We start from the raw sequence: 19,398 nt of genomic DNA, 5'->3' as shown, positions 1-19,398 counted from the left end.
TTATACCCTCTGATTATCAGACAGACACCGCCAAACACCATTAACACCCTTCACAGGTCTGATAGTGATACCTGCTTTTAGTTCCGGATATCCCTGATAACTCGTTTCGAAAAATCCTCTTTTACAAAACTCACCGATAATAATCGGTAAAACCATGCGAGCATAATTCATACCCAGACATATCCTGGGACCGGCGCCAAAAGGAATAAAAGTACGGTTAAGCTTATGGCTGTATAGTTCGCCTAACCAACGCATAGGGATAAAGTCGTCAGCTTTTTCCCAGTAGTCTGGATGTCTCTGCAAACAATAAGGGGAAACAACCACCATTTTTCCTGCGGCGATCTTATATTCACCTATAGTGACATTTTCTTTAGCCGTCCGGGAAAAAGACCATACCGGAGGCAGAAGACGCATGCTTTCGTTAATAACCGCATTGGTATATTTTAATTCAAAAATATCGTTGGTTTTTTCCAATACAGCTTGTGTATATTCATCTTTAATAATTTTATGCCAGCGTTTATAGCGGGAAATGAAATAAAACGTCCAAGTGGCTGCGGATGCAATCGTTTCGTAAGACGTTAAAAAAAAGGTAAGTAATTGATTCTTTATCTCATCATGATCAGTTTCATTTTCCAAGATCATGTTTAACAGACAGTCTTTCCCGCTATGATTGTCATGATTTTTAATCATTTCAACAATTTGCCTGTCAAGTACGGATTTTTCCTTCCTGAATTTTAATGCAGAAAACGTAGGGATGTTAGGCGGCAGTTTAATAATCGCCTCAAGACGTTTAATGACATAATCAGAAGCATTTTCAAGCGCTATTGAAACGCTGTGTCTGTTGATATCACTACTACTTTGTCCAAAGAGCGTTTTCAAGGCAATATTCATAGAAAGATCAAGCATATCTTTGAATATGTCACGTCGATGACCATCTAAAACAGTATTATGAGAAAAATTCGTGACGATATCTTTTATCGGAGCGATCAACGTGTTTAAACTAGATATAGTAAAAGCATGCCTGGCATTATCGCGTTGTTTTTTCCATACCTCGCCTTCTGTAGTGACCATTCCCTGGCCAAGCAATAACTCCAATTCGCGATAACTGGGACTTTTAACAAAAAAATCCATCTTTTTTGCCAATATTTCTGCCACCCAGTCTGGGTTGTTAATAAAAATTATACTTTCCGGCCCCATTCTCATTGTGCAAATATCCCCATTCTCTCTTGCTGCATTAATGAATAGTGATAAAGCATCCGATTTATAATCCAGTATTGAGCCAAGTAAAGGCAAACCTTTTACTTCCTTAATTTCTTTATAGTTCACTCTTTTGCACTCCTTTTATATTTTATCAAAAGTTGCCGACAATAAGAAAAGGCTTACGGATACCCGCTTTTTCAGCTTTCCTGCACTGATAATCGAAGTCGTGATATACATGTTGCATCCGCTGAACTGTAGAATAACCATGAATGTTGAAAGAGGTGTTGATTAACGCTACATAGCCAGTTTCATTTTCAACTTTCTGTAGCATTTCGACATCAACATCTGACTTGACCACAAGCGGCCTGCCAGTGGTTCTACCATCATGCATTTTATGCATCACTCCCTCATATTTTTCTTCCGGTATATTATCGTTATAACTTAACGCAATAACCATGCCATGAAGTGAACCTGTTACTCTGTTTACTTCTTTAATGTTAAAGAGAACCGGCAAATTCTCTGATCTTAATACAGGGGCCATTGGCATATGGTCATCCCGGCCATTAAGAAGGTTAATTTCTTGCTTCAATTCACCAGTCGGTAAACACAGCGTAGAGTTTGACATAAGTGCTCTGGGACCTAATTCCCCCCAGTTTTTTACTGTATTGACAATATATCCCTTACTCACATAGTGAGCTGTATTTTCAATAAAATCAGCTTGATTATCTGTATAAATGATATTCTTTGCATACTTACCGTTGTACGGCAAAGATAAATCACGTTTTAGCAATAATAGATTTACGCTTCTATTAGATAATGTATTATCAAGAATAACAGCGCCTGTCAGTGCATGCACAATATCACCAGCAAGGGGAGAGCAGCAGATATCTCCCTTTATGCTGTTCAGTAAAACATTATTGAGTTTGACATTGAAATGAACGCCACCACCAACAATCAGGTTTTCAACTTTTTCACTAGCGATAAGTTTTACCAAGTAAGTTTCTAAAAATTTGTTAGCAATATAGGAAGAAATAACACGGACCTCATATTGACTTAATCCATTTAAGTACCTCAGCAACCACAACGGCATTCTCACATGCTTCACGGCCATTTCCTGCATATATTTAACAGAAAAGCCATGTGAAAAATGCTGATGCTCACTTTTTTCTAAAAGAATTTCTGACGGAGACTTTTTTATCCCCAATAGGGTAACAGGCTTACGAGAACCGCTCCATTCAAGCTGGATTTTATCCCGTTCGTGGTAATACGCCTTCTTTTTAGAAAAGTTTTCATCATTAACGCCAGGTAGGAAAGATTTGATATCACTTCTAATGGCTGACATCAAACCACATTTCTTATTTGACAGAAAACCATCAGATAACTTTATTATAATTCGGTTGAGTTTATTAAGTTTATTATCGTCTAACAGGCGTATTATTTCCGTTTCGTAACCAAGTGATTTATATTCGTCTTTTAACGGAGAAAAACCTGTATCGGCGTTGCATACTACTCGGGCAAATAGTATTCCGCATGAAAGATCTGCCGCGGAAATTCTTTTTACCCGCTGTAGTGTCTTTATGCAATCTGCCAATGCTTTGTTTTTATCGATTATTACGGTGTAGAGAGATGTCGATTCATAATCGTCTCCCGTACCATCAGTAATCAATATATGATACTTTTTAGGTAACTTATTTTCTTTATGATGTTCCCAGGCTTCAATGATGCCATTTATCGCATGGGTAGCATGATGGTTTATTTTCAACTCATACAGATTTACTCTTTTTATGAATTGCTCAAATATTTCTCTATCGTTGCCACATAACGCTTTTATAGTATGGTTATAATCAACCTCGCCAAGAAAATTAATGACATTCAATTCATCAATGTCATATTTCATTAATTTCAATATTGTGTGGATGGGGACATATTCTCCACCTTTTGAGCGACTCTCTTTTTCATCTTCAATGGCAAACATATCATCGGCATTATTCCATATGACCGCTGAAGCATTATGCCCTAAAAAGAGACATGCGTTCTTATAATGCTCTCTTTTTTTCATCATCGTGCTCATTGTTGGTTTCCATTATATTGAAAGTTAATTAAATGTACTCTTTTATGATATTAAGAACTTTATTGATGTCCTCAACCGTGTGTCCATAATTAATGAAAAAACGTAAACGAGCTTTATTCTCAGGTACAGCTGGATGCAAGATAGGTTGCACATTGATTAAATTCTCCCTCAACTTTTGATAAATATAGATACATTTATTCTCGTCGCCTATCATAAGAGGGATAACTGGGGTATCTTTACTGAACCCTGTATCTAAGCCAAGCGCATTCGCTGTATTAACGAAATATTTTGATAATTCCTGTACTTCATGAACTCTGTATTTTTCCTTTTGTATCACTTTAATGGCGGCAAGCGCCGATGCGGCAACGGCCGGCGGCATGCCTGTGGTATAAACAAAACCCGGCGTTGTATATCGTAGATAAGTTATAAAGGATCGCTTGCCGGCGATATAACCACCACAGCTTGCAAAACTTTTACTAATTCCACCCATGCAAATATCTATTTCAGACGGTATGACATCGCAATGTTCACAAACACCTCGTCCACTTTCTCCTACAACCCCAATGGAAAGACATTCATCTACCATCAACAATGCTTTATATTTTTTCTTTATTTCAACAAATTTCTTCAAATCAGGAATATCGCCATCCATGCTATAAGCACCTTCTATAAAGAGCATGACTTTTCTGTAATGTTTCCTTTTCTTATTAAGAATTTCATCGGCCATTTGCCAATTATTATGCGCAAATGGCAACATGTCCGCTTGAGACAATTTTCCGCCCTGGAGAAGGCTGTCATGGCTATATTCATCGTATAAAATGAGGTCACCACGCTGCATTAAATGGCCAATAACGGTCACGTTGCAAAAATTGCTGCTTATAAAAGTAATAGCGTCCTCATGACCGGTAAACTTCGCTATCTCTGCTTCCAGATTAACATGAACAGGGCGTTGACCCGCCACAATCCTTGCCGCAGAAGGGCTAGTGCCATATTGATTGATGGCTTCTATGGAGGCTGATTTAACCTCAGGATGTTGAGCCAAGCCAAGATAATTATGGTTAGAAAAATTGAGGTAGTTTTCCTCATTCATTACTGTATGAGAACCATTCACTCCTTCATGGGTTGTAAAGAAGGGGAGACTGGCACCTTTCATTGATTCGAGACGAGCCTCAATTTCTTTTACGCCTTTCAAATGTACAGGATTAAAGAACTCTTCGGGTATAGCGTTAATATCTTCAAATGCCTGATGATCACCTTCATTTTCTAGCTGACTCGTAATTTGCGTGCGCAACTCAGGCGATAGTTGGTTGTATCCGCTGATAAAATTATAAATGGCTTCCAATTCATTTAAAAAAGACCCTAGATATTCATGGCGCTCGAAGATATCTGAAGGTAATTGGTGAGAGGTCAAATCTGAAAAATCGGCAAGCAAAGTAGCTTTCTGGAGTGAATCAATCCCAAGGTTATAGAGATGAATTTCTCCAGCCGTCATATCAGGCAGCGCTTCTCCTGTTTCTCGAATCAACCAGTTGTCAAACCAGTTTATGACGAAGGATCTATTCGTATCCTGACGGTTATTTTGCTGATCACGACTTGCAGACTGGGCATTCCATTCATCGATTACAGTTAACTTGCCAGAGAGAAGCAATTCCTGCATGGCTTTGCGACGTACTTTACCACTTGATGTCTTAAGTATTCCGCCAGGCCGGATAAGAATAACTTTACTAACAGAAACTTCATGGTTATTAGTAATATTAACTCTTATTTTCTTCATTATTTCTTTGACATCGATTTTCTTAATGTCGCTTCTTTTTACTTCTTGTATGACGATAACCCCTTTTTCATCCGCAAAGGCGACACATCCCCCTGAAATAAGCGCAGCGTCAGACATCTGTGACGTATTTTCTATATCCTGGGGATAGTGATTTTTTCCTCTGATAATAATGACGTCTTTGATCCTGCCACTAATGTATAGCTCTCCATCAAATAAAAATCCCAGATCGCCTGTTCGCAAATAAGGGCCTTTATTATCTGATGTATACTGACTGAACGCGCCGCTGGTAGCATTCTCATTATTCCAGTAACCGTAAGTTACGGAAGGTCCCTGCAACCAAATTTCGCCAACTTTACCTTCAGGCAATACATCTGCCGTATCAGTTTTGCAGATAATAATCTCTTGATTTTCGTATGGTTTGCCATGACTGACCAATGTGGTGTTGCCATTCACGTTATTGGCTTTAATAACGTTTCCTTCACTCAATGCTTTCGAATTAAAATTCTCTACTTTCATTCCGAGGTTATTAGTTACGGGTCCCGAAACATACAGGGTACTCTCTGCCAACCCATAACAGGGATAAAGAGCGTCCTTGTTAAAACCGTAAGAACTAAAACGTTCGGAAAAACGTTGAAGGATATCCGCTCTGACTGGTTCTGCTCCACTAAACGCATTCTTCCAATTTGAAAGATCAATAGACTCCAAATCCTTATCACTTATTCTTTCAACACTTTGCTCATATATAAAGTTAGGTCCGCCGGAAATGGTCGCTTTATATTTTGAAATGGCTTTTAACCACAGCGCTGGTTGCTGAATCACTGAGGTAGGCGGCATCAGTACAACCGGAACGCCGCTATAGAAAGGCTGGAGTATACCGCCTAATAAGCCCATATCATGGTAGGGTGGAAGCCAAATGACGCCACAGCCCTCTTCTGAGCATGCAAACCTATTTTTTATTGCCTCCAGATTATTGATTAAATTTTCATAGCTAACCATGACACCTTTAGGCTCACCGGTTGAACCTGAGGTATATTGAAGAAATGCCAGATTTGATCCACCCCGGTAAGATGCATCTTCTGGGGCCTCTATCAATTCATTTGCTGATATTACCTTTACTTCATTAAAGCCGCTCTCTTTTGCAAATACTTCTTTTATTTTCTCACCCTGTTTTGAGGTCGTGATAACTAATCGGGCACCACTATCTATTATGATTTTCAGAATAGTATCCCAACCTCTTCCTTCAGGCCGGGCGCTATTCACTGGTACAGCGACCACACTTGAGTATAAGCACGCGGCCATTGTCTGAACAAAGAGCAGGCCGGAAGGCAACATAATTATTACTCGATCGCCAGGCTGACAGTATTGCTGTAAATAATAAGCAATGTTTTTTTGACCCTGGTGTAAATTCTTCCAGCTCAATTGTTCTTCTTCTCTTTCGCCGTCAGAAAGGAATCTGAAAATTAACTCACGAGCATTTTCCGCTGCTCTTTTTTCAATCATTTGACAAATGGTGTTCATTGATTAACCCTGTAGTGAAACCCGCGTTGATGATTCAATGCTCTTTAATTTAGAATAACACTTAAGAATATGTAAAGTGTTGTACATATTTAAGCGCTCAAATGGTTTGAGGACCAATGGAACGAAAACGATACGCTAAAATCGTCAGAACACTTTACATTAACGGCTTGACTGAATGGTCATAGCCCTGTCCAGACAGCGTAAGTGCTACGCCTTATAATAGAAGAGGAGATTTCGGTAATAGATATTCCTATTTTAAATATATAAATAACAGTTATATTACCGCGATAACACAGTTGGTTACGATGTATACCTTATGGATTTCAAGATGCATCGCGGCGGCAAGGGAGTAAATCCCCGGGAGCATAGTAATAACTATGTGACCGGGGTGAGCGAGTACAACCAACAAAGAGGCAACTTGAAAGATGATGGGTATATAATGCATTTATTGAGTTACTGGCTTATACAATGATTAAGATAATTGAAATCAAAATTCAGTAAGGAGGAAATGATTTTTTGCTCACGATTTTAATGCCAGTAATGTCTATTCATTTTATTACGATTAGCTTCATAATATATAAAAATGAAAAAATATTTTCATTAATCTAATTCGACAACTATTTTCAGGCGTTTTTTTAATTAAAATATCTAAATTGTAGATTTTCTATGTTTAAAAATACTCATTTCATTATGTATATAATCACTATACTTTCTCAATAATTATCTTCTTTAATTGCCTATTGTTGGCGCACTTCTAATTTCTTCAAAATAGTAGCTATACCCAATGGATTTCAAGATGGATCGTGACGGTAAGGGAGCAAATATCCGGGGCATAGATAACTATGTGACCGGGGTGAGTGAATGCAGCCACCAAAGAAGCAATTTGAAAGATAACAGGTATATACTTAAGAATAATAATGTCACTCCATTTCACACATTAAATATCTCTTAAATAACTTAAATTAATATGGTGAGAAATAAATATGAATAACAACGGTAATAATATCGATGAAAAATCAAAAATTGATCATCAAACCGAGCGCTCACTGTCAATATGGACTCCTAATGCTTGGATGGGACATTTGCATGATGATAATCGACTTTTGAGCCATATCACTATTCCGGGAACACATGAAAGTTGCGCCCACAGGAACATATCGGGACTTGTTCAATGCCAGAGTTTGTCAATATCGGACCAATTGCAGCTAGGAATTCGCTATTTGGATATCCGATGCCATGCAAAAACCAATGATAGGGGATTTATCATTGATGGCTATGAGGACAGATGGATTTTTGACATGCATCACGGGATCATCAATGAATACATCGTATTCGATAAGGTAGTCAATGACTGCCGGAATTTTCTTAAAGCTAATCCATCAGAAACGATTTTGATGAGTATCAAACAAGAGCAATCAAAGGAACCCGACGAACTATTCAACGCTATTTTCAAGCACTACAAGGACAAATACTTTCCGCTCTTTCATGACGATCGCCAAATTCCAAAGCTTGGTGATGTCAGAGGAAAGATTGTTATCATTTCAAGGAATAAAGGGTTGTCTGGGATCGCCTGGACATCAATGGATATTGAAGATCACTATGATAATCCTGGGAAGAAAGAAAAATATCATCTTGTTGTTAATCATCTCGAAAAGGCATTGGAAGATAGCGGGGATACTCTATATCTGACTAACACGAGTGCATACAGCGGCCCTGATTTCACTCTCGATTATGCTTTTTATATGTACAAAAACCTTAAGGATTGGCTTATTCATACCTACCAACCTGAACACCCGGGCCACGATAAACCAACTCTCGGAATCGTAGCAATGGACTTTGTTGGCCGATGGAATAACGGCGATGTGGTTTCCCTACTTTATGAAGGCTGCAATTCCGACAAAATGTCTGATCGTCTAGGTTCCAACTAGGTTCGCAGTGCTTTTAAAAGTGATAGTAGATAGCAATGTAGGAGTAAAGCTGCGAATTCAGTTCAAAAAGGTCAAATGTCGTACTTTGCAGCTTCGCTCCTATTGGACTAGGTTGTAGTCACGGAGCTAGTAATTGCCTCAGTCGTTCTTGCCCACCTGCTCCTTAAGCTCTTTGGAACGGTTCTGGAAATTCTTGATAGAGACCAGATACTGGTTAGTGCCAATGTAAAGATCACCATTTCTGTTGAAGTAAATGCCGCCGTACTCATGACAATAGTTCGTACCTCTACCGAGGGGAATCTGCCAGATCACCCGGCCGTTGAAGGAGTCGATGGCGCTAATGTAGTACATTCCTCCCTTTGACGCTGAGATATCATCGGACCAGCTACAGGTATGCGCAAAGATGATACCGCTGCCGCGACAGAGCATGTTCATCGCGTAAAAGTGAACGTCTGGAATAGACCATCTCTTTTCATCGGGTTGTTCAGTATTCTCAGGATTGATGCGGATCATCTCCATGCCGGGACCATTCGGAACTAGCTGCGAGAATGGCCACGTCGGATAGTGACCGAAATTATTTTCGACCACAAAGGTATCACCAACGCCGATCAACGAAGCTTCGTCGGCGCTCCTCATTTCCAAAAAGCAAGGGGTCTCGGAGATAATACTGCCATCCGAGCGGTTACAAACCAACACGTTCAGACGTGGATCGGCATTGTCGGTGATTCCCACCAGTTCAGTCCCGTCCTCCATTTTGGTAAGCGTCGGCGTAGTTCCCGAACCGATATTCGTCTGACCCGGCTTCCGGTATCCGGCATTCTTGTAAGGCGTCTTCCAGCGAATGGTGATCTCATTCCCCTCCAGACCGAACGCCCAGAGATACCCTTTCGTACACAAGCCCTTGCTGTCGATACCATTGGTGACGATGTAAGCCCCATTCTCATCAACAGAGAATGTATTGTTGTTCCACTGTTTTTCCAGCTTCTTCGCGCCAATCAGTGTTGTGCTGCCATCATTCGGATCAATTTGCACAACTGCTATCCATGCAGGAGAGCTAAGTGTACTCTCCGGGTAGTTCTGGTAGTTATAATCACCGGCAATCAGGCACCAGTAGAGATTCGGACGTTCCTCATCCCAAACAGGCAGCGACGAGTAAAGGGAATTGCCCTCCGCTGAACCAGTGACCACTTCGATGATATCGGCGCTCTGCCAGTTCGATGTGAGCGCATAAATCTCGCCCTCTCTTGGCTGCACATCCGCTGTCGGATAACTGACAATCTGGTTGTCCTGTACGACTATCGTGTTGTCGTTGTTGTCCAAATAAAAGTAGCCGCCGCCGAAGGTACTATTGCCGGAAAGTGTACCCGCCTGTGTGGCTGAAATAATGTTGCAGTTCTCGTCAAATACCACCACCCAGAACTGAGATGCGGAGTAGTCCAACGAGACGCCCACCATTTGATTCTGGCTATTACACACCATGTTCGGTGTGTATCCGAAAGGGTTGTACTGCTCGATAAGCAGAAGATTGTCATTAACAGGACCGTTGAGCGACACGGACTCAGAACACCAGCTGTCTTGGTGCGGACTCCCGAAGTCGTTCGGAGCCATCCACGGGTGTTGCGGAATATCGGCATCGGCAAAACGGTTCAGCGCACTCTTCGCAGCGGGGACATGGTGTAGTTCTTCTTTTCGCATAGGGACAACATGATCGAATGGATTCATAGTTAGACCTGTATTTTTATATTAGATTATAAATTCCCAATTCCGATATTCAGTATTGGAATGTTCAGGTTTTAGATTAGACACTCATAATGATGTATAAAGACTAGAAGTTCGTTATGGAATGTCAAGAATCGTTGGATGGTATTAGAAAAATATATTTTTATTTCCATTATAAAGTTATTAAACGCATGATTAATTATAATTATTTTTGATTAGATGAATTTAATCGGGTATGTTCTGTTTTTTTCAAAAATAATTATCCCATTTAATAATCCACTTGGTAAAGAGTAATCACATTGTATGTTGAAATAATGACACAAGGAAAAGATTACATAAATAAACTCCTATCTTTAAATAATTACAACTCTTTTTTTAGTAATTTTATAGAGAGAATTATATTCAAAAAATAGAAATATTAAAAACATTAATTTCACCTAAGGTACATATAGAAAAATTGATAACAATCAGACTCCAAATAAAAGGGAATAATCGTTAATTGAAGGAATTATCAATTCTTACAAGTCTGGTTACTATGGCAAATAAAAATATTAGGTAGTCAACAGTGACATTAATTGCGAGATAATTATTTCCGTGTTTATCAACTGATTACTTAGCCATTATTTTTATGTTGTTTATATACTGTTTAAGATATTCATCTCTGTTCGTTGTCTGATGACTAATACAATAGTTAGGATTCATCCCCCTACAAACAAAATTGTAGGCGGCGTAGAAGTTTTTGCGATACTTTTATCTTCGTCATTACATCCGGCACCAACAAGAAAGGAGAATTATAATGGATAAACCAAAGGAGAATAATATGAAAATTAATGTGGCATCTATAAGACAAGCGACATTTCTCTCTGAGTTTTCTCTTGATAGAGAAAGCGGACAGAGCATACAAGATTACTTGGCGAAAGAAATAGAACGTAGAATTGACTTGGTGAGAGAAAATATTCTTCTTGCATCAGAAAATAAAGAAAAAAACACCCCATTGTTTTTTTCTTTACCTGAATTTTTTTGGAACATAAAATGGAATACGCTCAAAAACAAAGATGAATTATATCAACTAACTGATTACATGATGCATTATTTATCAGATGCACAGGAAAGTTTGATGAATTCCTTGCCCGAAAGCGAAGTGGGTAAAATCGTTCTGTTGGCAGGAACGGTGGCAGTCTTGGTAGAAACTAGCAATGACGGGGTATTTGAACCTTTAAATTACTGTTTAATAAGTAATAACTTTAAAAAGAAAAACGATGGTCGATTTGAAAGGTCAATGTGGCCAAAGCGTACAACTTCACATATTGATTTCGGTCTTAGAGATAAAGTGACTAATAATGGGTTTATATTTACCTTTACAGATGGATTAACTGTCGAAATTCTAAACAAGACTCAGCATGTTGGTGAGCATGATAATAACATGAACTATGGTTTTTCCATTGATAACAATATAATTGACGACTGCCCGTTTAGTATTAACTTATGCCTTGATTATGGGAGAGTTAAGCCAGGTGAACGCAATGATGAGCTTATTGAATCATCATCGAAAATTGATTTCCTGTTGGCTTGCGGTATGTCTCTAAGTCCAAATTACAAATATCCGCCCAGCGTACGATTTGCTGTAAGGAATGACGGCATGAGAAGTGGAAAGGTTGAGTGCTTCTCAATCAAAGATAGACATTTATTTCAACAAGTTCCACAAAAAGAATTAAATACCCGTCTATCGATGGTGGAGCTGACTCTTTAAATAGATAATATAACTGCTCTTCCCTTACTACGAGTGGGAGAAGAGTACATGTCAGGTATGATTAACCGTTGCTGCCCCAATCTTAGGTGGGCAGCATATTGCCATCACATCAAATTTATTTGAAATCTTTTCGGCCCAAGGCTTTACATCCGCCCACGACCTCATGGATTCCTACAGACTGGTCGCCAAGCGCTTCTGAGAGCGTTTTCCAGCCAGTTTCGATCCACTCAAGGAAAATGGATAATCACCGAAATAATATGTTGTACATTGGTTGCGGGTCTTCTAGAGATATTATAACTTTGACAATGCGTGGCGATGACTAACTGATAAGACAGAGAAACGGATTGTGGCAAAGAAAGAAAAACAACGGCCTCACCATGACGCATTATTTAAACATTTTTTAACGCGGCCCGAAACGGCCAGGGAATTTCTATCCCTTTATCTGCCCGAAGAGATCCAGTCGTTGTGTGATTTAGCCACATTGAAACTGGAACCCGGCAGTTTTGTGGACCGGCATTTACGTCAACTGCACAGTGATGTGCTCTACTCGGTTGAAACGGCGCGGGGACAGGGCTATATCTATTGCCTGATTGAGCATCAGTCCACCCCTGACCCGTTGATGGCCTGGCGGCTGATGTATTATGACATGTTAGCAATGGCGGCCCACCTGAAAAAAGGCCATACTGAACTCCCTTTGGTCGCGCCGCTGCTGTTTTATCATGGTGAGGTTCAACCGTATCCTTACTCAAACCGGTGGCTGGATTGTTTTACACTTCCCGAACAGGCTGCCCGCTTATACCGTCAGGCGTTTCCGTTGGTGGACGTCAGTGCGCTCAGCGATGAAGAGATCCTGACGCATAAAGGGGTTGCCCTGATGGAGCTGGTGCAAAAACACATCCGCTGCCGGGACATGCTGGAATGGGTCCCCCAATTGGTGGAACTCTTGAATAGAGGGTATAATACAACCGAGCAGCGCAATGTGGTGTTACGCTATATTTTACTGAATGGGCATACGCTGGATCTCTCCCAATTTGTCCATCAACTGATTGAACAATCTCCGGAGCATGAAACGATGTTGATGACTATTGCAGAACAGCTTGAACAAAAAGGGCTTGAGCGGGGTATTGAGCTAGGCCGAGAGAAAGGTAAAGTGGAAACGGCTCGCGCCTTATTACGACATGGCGTGAGTTTGGACATTATTGTCACCAGTACCGGACTGAGCCGGGATAAAATTGAAGCGTTAAAGCATTAAATTAATCTTCTCTTTCACAGTAAAATGCCGATACTCAAGATCGGCATTTTTGTTATTAAACTCAGATGGTCAGTAATTCAATATTATGTTTCAGATCCATTTTTTTCTTTAGCTAATCTATCCACCACTTCTTTAGCAAACTAATTGTCACTATCGGCATTTTTTAGCACCTGATAGATAACTTGTTTATGATAACCAATCCGTATTTCTGTTATGAATGTGTACGACTAAAGGGTCGTAAAAGAGGTTGATATCGTATTATTTATATGAGACAACTTTATCTGAGATCCAACCGCAGTGACGAAATTCATTTTCACTATTCGGTCAGCGATTCTCATACGGACATAATTTGCATGAGATCAGGATGATGACTCGTCATACAGACCAAGCTGCCAATAAAAGTAAAAGGCTCACTGTCTCAACGGATGCGAAGCAATTCTCTCTGAATACGCTTCCTGATTTTGATAAATGCCTACAGTTGGAATTTTTGTCGCTGCCAATAAGTGAATTGGATCTTGGCGCAGAATTGTTTGAATATTCTCTATGGTCTGAGAAATTCCGGCAGCAATTCTCACAACGGCCTCTTGCTGAATTTTTATTTTTAGAAGGATGAAAGTGAATGTCTTATATTCAATCGCATTTGAAGGAAGGGTGTTGGTTTACCCTCGGTGACAGTATAACTGAAAGAGGGTGGTATCAACCAATAGTGACTAAAAATTTAGGTCTAAAAGAATGGAAAAACTACGGAATAGGGGGAACATGCATAGCCCAAAAAGATAAAAATGATAATTCAGCCATTTGTTTAAGATATGAAAAAATGGGAAGCAATCCAGATATTATTACAATATGGGGCGGGGTAAATGATTTTGGATTTGACTTTGGTTCCTATGGAGGGGTGGAAATAGGTGATTATAAAGACAAAACCCCATTGACATTTATTGGAGGTATGAAGTTATTAATGACCGGAGTTACCAAAAAATACCCATTAGCAAGAATAGGGTTTATTATAACAACGCCAATATCAGAACAAAGAGGTATGAACAGTAAAAACGCCAAAGGATACTATTTATCTGACTATTGCAACGTTTGTCGGGAAATTTGCGAAAAAAACTCCATCCCATATCTGGATTTGTTAAAACAATCTGGATTCAATGAAGGAAATATCGATATTATGACCAGCAATAGTTTGGGCACAGTGTCCGATGGTTTACATCCATCTAAAATAGGTATGACCAGGCTTGCCCCTAAAATTTCAAACTTCATTTTATCTATTTAAGAGACAAAGAATGAGAATATTAACCATAGATTTATTAAAGATCGTTTCTATATTTTTCGTTGTAATTTCTCACGTTACTTTATTTTTCTTGTTGCGCGATGATAATGACGTGGTTTTGTATTTTTTTAGGCAAATCGGTCAGTTGGGGGTCTCGTTGTTTTTTATGTGCAGTGGCTATTTCTTACTAAACAACAAGCATGAAAAGCAGGTGGATTACATCATTAATAAAGCCAAAGGGATATTAGCTGTATTGTTGTTTTGGCTTATCTTTTATTATCTGTACGATACATATTTTATCAGTAAATTTACAACAGTGCCTACTACTAGTTTTTTGAATTATATTAATGTTAGTAGAACCACATCAGATGCTACCCATTTATGGTTTATATTTGCAATTGTCTCTCTATATATATTAACACCACTAATGCGTAACGCATTTAACGAAACAAATGCAAAGGGGATTATGAAAATACTTGTCATAATGCTTATAATTTCTAATCTTACATTGCTGAATGCGCTAACAGATTACAAATTCTCTTTTTCACTAATACCATTCAATATTTTGATTCCGTTCCAAGCTGAGGGTTTGATTAGTTTCTTGATAGGTGGATATCTAGGGCTAACGAAACCTCAAATAAAGACTTTTTCCTTTAAGCACATAATGCTGCTGGTATTTTTTATTATATCATTGATATCTTTATCAATCATTTCATCCAGGACAGGAATGGTCTTCTTTTATGGGAAGTTTTATAATATATTCCTTCAGGTTTCTTCGGTGTGCCTGTTTTTATTCTTGGTTAATTTGAACATTAACGAAATATCATCATTAACAGATAACATTAGCAAGAATATATTAGGGATATATCTTGTTCACAATATTTTTGTTATTGAAATACATAACGAATTTGTCCATAATTTATTTTTGGAAAAATTTAATTACATAAATACATATGTTTACATAATAGCTTATTCTTTGCTGGCTTTTATCCTGTCATATATATTATGCGTTTTGTTGCGTAAATCAAAAATAACATCAAAAATTATAACTATCTAACGCTATGGACGGGGAGAGCCAATATCTTTTTGGCAGTAAAGTGTATTGGCTAAAGGAAGGCGTTTTACAATTATCACAGACCACACAGTGGTTTGAAAAGTAAAACGCCTTATGAGACTCCTGTTGAAAAAATGAGAGCTTAAAAATGCTCTATCAATCGAAGCCAGAGATCACACATCATATATTTTTATAATGAGTTCCAACACTATGAATCGTGATTGTATTTTCAGTATTATTTTGAGTGAAGGTTACTCTGTCTTTTTGACTTAGCCTTACACTAAATAAATTATTTGGCAATTTTTCCAAGTTACTGCCGCTTGCTGTGCCAATACTTTTTGCTGCTGTAAGTGGATCGTTACCCTTTTGCACCTCTTTTACAAATGAACTATACTTTTGTTTTGCAGCGCCGTCCATATTAGCAAATCCATTCCTGGCTCTGTTCTTTTTAAGTTCTTGGAAACTAACTCTCCATTTAGGTGGTTCAGTTGGACCGGCCAAATAACCGATTCTGCCATCAGGTAACTTCTGAGGTGGTCTAAAGAAAGGTTTAGAAAGCTTTTTTCTCTCAATATAATTCTCTAATGATTTAGATTCTAACCCATTGTAAAAGTTTTTTGAAAAAATCCTCCTTCCCAGTGAAGTTACAGCAGATAAGATAAATAAGAAATCAATTAATTTAAAAAATCTTGCGGCATTTGATTGTTGATTTTCCTCCAGTGGAATTTCCTGTGCCGCAAAAAAATAGAGTGCCAATAATTTATCGTCATCTAAATAATCACTCAATGGTTTATTTTCAAGACCAGGAATATTCCAGATGTTTTGAGGATATTCACCTTCAAAATCCAGTTCATTCTTGTAAAAACCATCTGCCATATCTTTAGAAATTTGATCGCCATTTTCACCTAATAATGCAGATGAAAGATTAGACATATATTCTTGATAAATTCCCTCGGCAGTCTCTTTATTTTTATAATAGTCACCAGGAAGTTGAGACACATCATGAATACCACTTACAGCTAAAGCGTATGCTAATATTATTTTCTTAGCCCGATATTCAATTCCATGTGATGCTGTATACCCCTCATCTGTTTGCTTAAAGTTTAGTACACGTATTATCTCTCCTGCTATTTGCTTTTCAACGGGTTGATATCCACTTCTATCATCAGGTGTTAATTTTATATCCATTATATTTCTCCATTATGTTAGTGTTTATTGAGCTATGAATCTTCTGGCAGAGAACGCCTAAATTTATCGCGACTAATATAAATTTCAGTTTTAAATATAGGGTTTTCTCTGGCTTTCTAATCGTTAATTTCAATATAAAACTACTTTACATGAGAATTATTAGCAAGCTTTTATCTTGCCATTTTTTGTTGATTTTTTTCCAATTAAATCATTACGTTAAGATTAGTTAAACAAATAATAAAATGAGCGAAAGAAAAAAGAGAAGGCACCAAAGCCAAAAGAACTTGGAGAATAGGATAACTTGATGTTAACAGAACGTTTTTAAATGGTCTCAGCAGGTTATATAAATGTAAAGCAGTCATTAAACATGACAGAAAATAAGGAATTTATTCTTTTAATCCCTGTCTGACCTAATTACCGATAAAAAGGTGTTATCCGATGTTAAATAAAGCCCCGTGTAAACGAGGCTATTTCTGATATACAAAGTTATACAGGTTCCTTCAATACACCACTGTGTAATATCTCAAGTCCTACGGCGTGATATAACTAGCTTATCCTTAGGACGATTCACCCAATCGGAAGGTTTATTGTTGAAATTATCCGCAAGCAGATAAGACGGAGTTTTAGCTAACCAATCAGAGAGTGAAATATCTTGATAAACACCGTTATCTAGTACAATCAGCACTTGAAGATCATCATCGCCAATATTTTCGATATAGTGACCAAATCCCAGTGGCACGTAACCAACGTCGGTTGGCCCATATTTTGCGGTTTGTGCGTGTCCGTGGGAACTAAATACAGTCATACGTCCTTTACCTGAAATGTAGTATTGCCACTCGTTGGCATTAGGGTGCCAATGTAGTTCACGTATTGCGCCAGGTTTGATGGTCTCTATAAGGCCGGTGATCGTTGTAGAAATAGGAAATTCCTTCGATGATGCTCGATAAACACTCCCTGCGTCGTTCTCGAAGAAGGGTTTGCTCTTCAAGAGTTCATAACGGTGGGTGAGTGGGGCATCGTTCAATCCGCCATCGTCAGCAGGTAGGGGAAGTTTGGGCGGAATAGCGCCCCCAACGATGTAAGCTTCACCCTGTTTAATTTTAGAAAAAACGGATGCCGGCATGTTGACACTTTTCTCAAGCACCTCTTTCGGCATATGGGTTATCCAATCAGTGATGCTGAAAGTGCCAAATTCTGAAAAATGCCCATTATCAAAAGCCAGAATAAAATGTGCGCCATCCCCAAGCGCCTGAATAGAATGACCATGACCTTTGGGAAAATACCATACATCGCCGGGGCCAAAATCAGCTACTTCACTTTTGCCCTCCGGATCGATAATGGTAATACGTGCATGACCTTCAAGCATATATGCCCATTCAGCGGCAACAGCATGCCAATGAAGTTCACGTACGCCACCCGGCTCAAGTAACATATCAACACCGGCAATCCCTTCAGATATCGGGAATTGTTCTACCGTGGCTTCCCGCGCCCATCCATTTTCCAATATCCGTTTTTTGCTATCAGTGAATTTATATTTATACAAACTTTTGGCATTTATTGGCGGTCTATCCTTGCCAGCAGTGACTGTATCGTGCTGTTCATCAGCAACAGCGGCTTTAATCATACCGCCCATGCTAGCGGCGGCTGCGCCAATTGCGGACGCCTTCAAGATATCACGACGAGAGAACATATTTATTGCCTCCAAGTAAAATGGGTACCAGCAGGAATAGTTGCAAGCTGATATCTATTTGTTTGGTTTTTTTAAGTTAATGGTTGTCACGGAAGGAAAAATTAGAAGTGACTGATTAAGCATAGTAGAAAATGAGTCGCCTAGGAGTTAGCTTAGAAATCGGGTAGAGTCGAGATGTAGCGCGGCAACTTAAATCCGGTAACAAAGGTTGACACCAAAATCATTTTGGGGAACGCCTGATAGCCCTCAAGACCACGCGAAAGACATAATCTCATTAGTCGATAAATGCAAATAATATCAAGGCCGTCAAACTGCGGCCTTTTTATCGAAGTCTCACATCTCAATCATAGGAAAGTAGATATGAGAAAATACAGTTTTAGCATTGTGGTAGGCGGAAAAAAAATCACTATTGACGATGATTTGTTTGATATATCAGATGCTTTGTATGAGGCAGGATGCAGCGATGCCCACCCTGCTGCATACAATGGTACATTGTACGTTAATTTTACCCGCAACAGCGAAAATTACGCAAAAGCCGTCATGTCTGCAATAGCTGACATTGAATCGGTTTCGGGTTTAATGTGTCTATCTGTAGATATTGGTGATGTAGTTAGCTTAAGTGATGCGGCTGAACTGGCAGGAACCACCAAAGCAGCTTTATCTCGATACAGTAAAGGTAGCCGTGGAGCAGGTGATTTCCCTACGCCTCTTCTGCGCGTGGATAGCAGTCGCCCGTTATGGTCCTGGACGGATATTGCTGAATGGCTCGCAAAAAACAAGATCATCGACAATGAGTTGGTAGAACAAGCCCGTATTACCGGTTCCATTAACACAGCTCTATCCATCCGAAACACTAATTCAATGGATGTCATAGTTCAATTTATGAACGCATTAAACAATAACTTAAAGGCAATAACTGCATAGTTAATAACATGCCTTTAAAACGATGAGTCTCACTATTATTGGCCATCTTAATGATGG

The 19,398-nt window shown here is 39.0% G+C and carries 13 protein-coding genes; 7 read left to right on the top strand and 6 right to left on the bottom strand.

The annotated features are described in order from the left end of the window. From EAE92_RS05475 to EAE92_RS05465, 3 genes are read right to left on the bottom strand one after another with little or no spacing between them, the layout of a single operon-like run. On the bottom strand, positions 1-1,326 hold the full coding sequence (locus EAE92_RS05475; RefSeq protein ID WP_214067332.1) for a cytochrome P450: 1,326 nt from the start codon (positions 1,324-1,326) through the stop codon (positions 1-3). A 25-nt stretch (positions 1,327-1,351) separates the two neighbouring features. Further along, entirely contained in the window at positions 1,352-3,271 is a 1,920-nt protein-coding gene (locus EAE92_RS05470; protein ID WP_214067331.1) for a carbamoyltransferase C-terminal domain-containing protein, read from the bottom strand. Between the two features lie 28 nt (positions 3,272-3,299). Beyond that, positions 3,300-6,563 carry an aminotransferase class I/II-fold pyridoxal phosphate-dependent enzyme gene (locus EAE92_RS05465; protein ID WP_214067330.1) on the bottom strand — a complete coding sequence of 1,088 codons (3,264 nt, stop codon included), beginning with the start codon at positions 6,561-6,563 and terminating at the stop codon, positions 3,300-3,302. Between the two features lie 983 nt (positions 6,564-7,546). Between EAE92_RS05465 and EAE92_RS05460 the strand changes: the two genes are divergently transcribed. After that, entirely contained in the window at positions 7,547-8,491 is a 945-nt protein-coding gene (locus tag EAE92_RS05460; RefSeq protein ID WP_214067329.1) for a phosphatidylinositol-specific phospholipase C, read from the top strand. A 138-nt stretch (positions 8,492-8,629) separates the two neighbouring features. Here the strand turns inward: EAE92_RS05460 and EAE92_RS24440 are convergent, their stop codons facing one another. Beyond that, positions 8,630-10,213, bottom strand: coding sequence for a hypothetical protein (locus tag EAE92_RS24440; protein WP_246545023.1), 1,584 nt, complete (start codon positions 10,211-10,213; stop codon positions 8,630-8,632). 793 nt (positions 10,214-11,006) lie between these two features. Between EAE92_RS24440 and EAE92_RS05445 the strand changes: the two genes are divergently transcribed. From EAE92_RS05445 to EAE92_RS05425, 5 genes are all read left to right on the top strand, one after another. Then, positions 11,007-11,960: a hypothetical protein gene (locus tag EAE92_RS05445; protein WP_214067328.1), complete on the top strand. Its 954-nt coding sequence runs from the start codon at positions 11,007-11,009 to the stop codon at positions 11,958-11,960. Between the two features lie 346 nt (positions 11,961-12,306). After that, the gene (locus EAE92_RS05440; protein WP_214067327.1) at positions 12,307-13,212 is read left to right on the top strand and encodes an Rpn family recombination-promoting nuclease/putative transposase; all 906 of its coding nucleotides are present in this window, start codon (positions 12,307-12,309) and stop codon (positions 13,210-13,212) included. Between the two features lie 364 nt (positions 13,213-13,576). Beyond that, positions 13,577-13,825, top strand: coding sequence for a hypothetical protein (locus EAE92_RS05435; protein WP_040152488.1), 249 nt, complete (start codon positions 13,577-13,579; stop codon positions 13,823-13,825). A 6-nt stretch (positions 13,826-13,831) separates the two neighbouring features. After that, positions 13,832-14,488: an SGNH/GDSL hydrolase family protein gene (locus EAE92_RS05430; protein ID WP_214067326.1), complete on the top strand. Its 657-nt coding sequence runs from the start codon at positions 13,832-13,834 to the stop codon at positions 14,486-14,488. 10 nt (positions 14,489-14,498) lie between these two features. After that, positions 14,499-15,542 carry an acyltransferase gene (locus tag EAE92_RS05425; RefSeq protein WP_214067325.1) on the top strand — a complete coding sequence of 348 codons (1,044 nt, stop codon included), beginning with the start codon at positions 14,499-14,501 and terminating at the stop codon, positions 15,540-15,542. Between the two features lie 177 nt (positions 15,543-15,719). On the opposite strand, the gene EAE92_RS05420 is transcribed toward EAE92_RS05425, so the two are convergent. Both EAE92_RS05420 and EAE92_RS05415 read right to left on the bottom strand, forming a co-directional pair. Next, positions 15,720-16,727, bottom strand: coding sequence for a Txp40, insecticidal toxin (previously name A24tox) (locus EAE92_RS05420; protein WP_214067324.1), 1,008 nt, complete (start codon positions 16,725-16,727; stop codon positions 15,720-15,722). 523 nt (positions 16,728-17,250) lie between these two features. Continuing rightward, entirely contained in the window at positions 17,251-18,417 is a 1,167-nt protein-coding gene (locus EAE92_RS05415) for a cupin domain-containing protein (protein ID WP_214067323.1), read from the bottom strand. Positions 18,418-18,777: 360 nt separating this feature from the next. On the opposite strand from EAE92_RS05415, the gene EAE92_RS05410 reads away from it, so the two are divergent. Beyond that, positions 18,778-19,341 carry a hypothetical protein gene (locus EAE92_RS05410; RefSeq protein WP_214067322.1) on the top strand — a complete coding sequence of 188 codons (564 nt, stop codon included), beginning with the start codon at positions 18,778-18,780 and terminating at the stop codon, positions 19,339-19,341. The last annotated feature ends 57 nt before the right edge of the window (positions 19,342-19,398 follow it).

This window comes from Photorhabdus hainanensis, from assembly GCF_018448965.1.
GTDB classification, from domain to species: Bacteria; Pseudomonadota; Gammaproteobacteria; order Enterobacterales; family Enterobacteriaceae; genus Photorhabdus; species Photorhabdus akhurstii.
This window is presented reverse-complemented; position numbering and strand designations above follow the sequence as displayed.

Bases quoted from the DNA above. Each gene is read 5' to 3' on its own strand.
- EAE92_RS05470 (WP_214067331.1), bottom strand. From the start codon at position 3,271: ATGAGCACGATGATGAAAAAAAGAGAGCATTATAAGAACGCATGTCTC.
- EAE92_RS05465 (WP_214067330.1), bottom strand. From the start codon at position 6,563: ATGAACACCATTTGTCAAATGATTGAAAAAAGAGCAGCGGAAAATGCT.
- EAE92_RS05460 (WP_214067329.1), top strand. From the start codon at position 7,547: ATGAATAACAACGGTAATAATATCGATGAAAAATCAAAAATTGATCAT.
- EAE92_RS24440 (WP_246545023.1), bottom strand. From the start codon at position 10,213: ATGAATCCATTCGATCATGTTGTCCCTATGCGAAAAGAAGAACTACAC.
- EAE92_RS05445 (WP_214067328.1), top strand. From the start codon at position 11,007: ATGGATAAACCAAAGGAGAATAATATGAAAATTAATGTGGCATCTATA.
- EAE92_RS05435 (WP_040152488.1), top strand. From the start codon at position 13,577: ATGATGACTCGTCATACAGACCAAGCTGCCAATAAAAGTAAAAGGCTC.
- EAE92_RS05430 (WP_214067326.1), top strand. From the start codon at position 13,832: ATGTCTTATATTCAATCGCATTTGAAGGAAGGGTGTTGGTTTACCCTC.
- EAE92_RS05425 (WP_214067325.1), top strand. From the start codon at position 14,499: ATGAGAATATTAACCATAGATTTATTAAAGATCGTTTCTATATTTTTC.
- EAE92_RS05420 (WP_214067324.1), bottom strand. From the start codon at position 16,727: ATGGATATAAAATTAACACCTGATGATAGAAGTGGATATCAACCCGTT.
- EAE92_RS05415 (WP_214067323.1), bottom strand. From the start codon at position 18,417: ATGTTCTCTCGTCGTGATATCTTGAAGGCGTCCGCAATTGGCGCAGCC.
- EAE92_RS05410 (WP_214067322.1), top strand. From the start codon at position 18,778: ATGAGAAAATACAGTTTTAGCATTGTGGTAGGCGGAAAAAAAATCACT.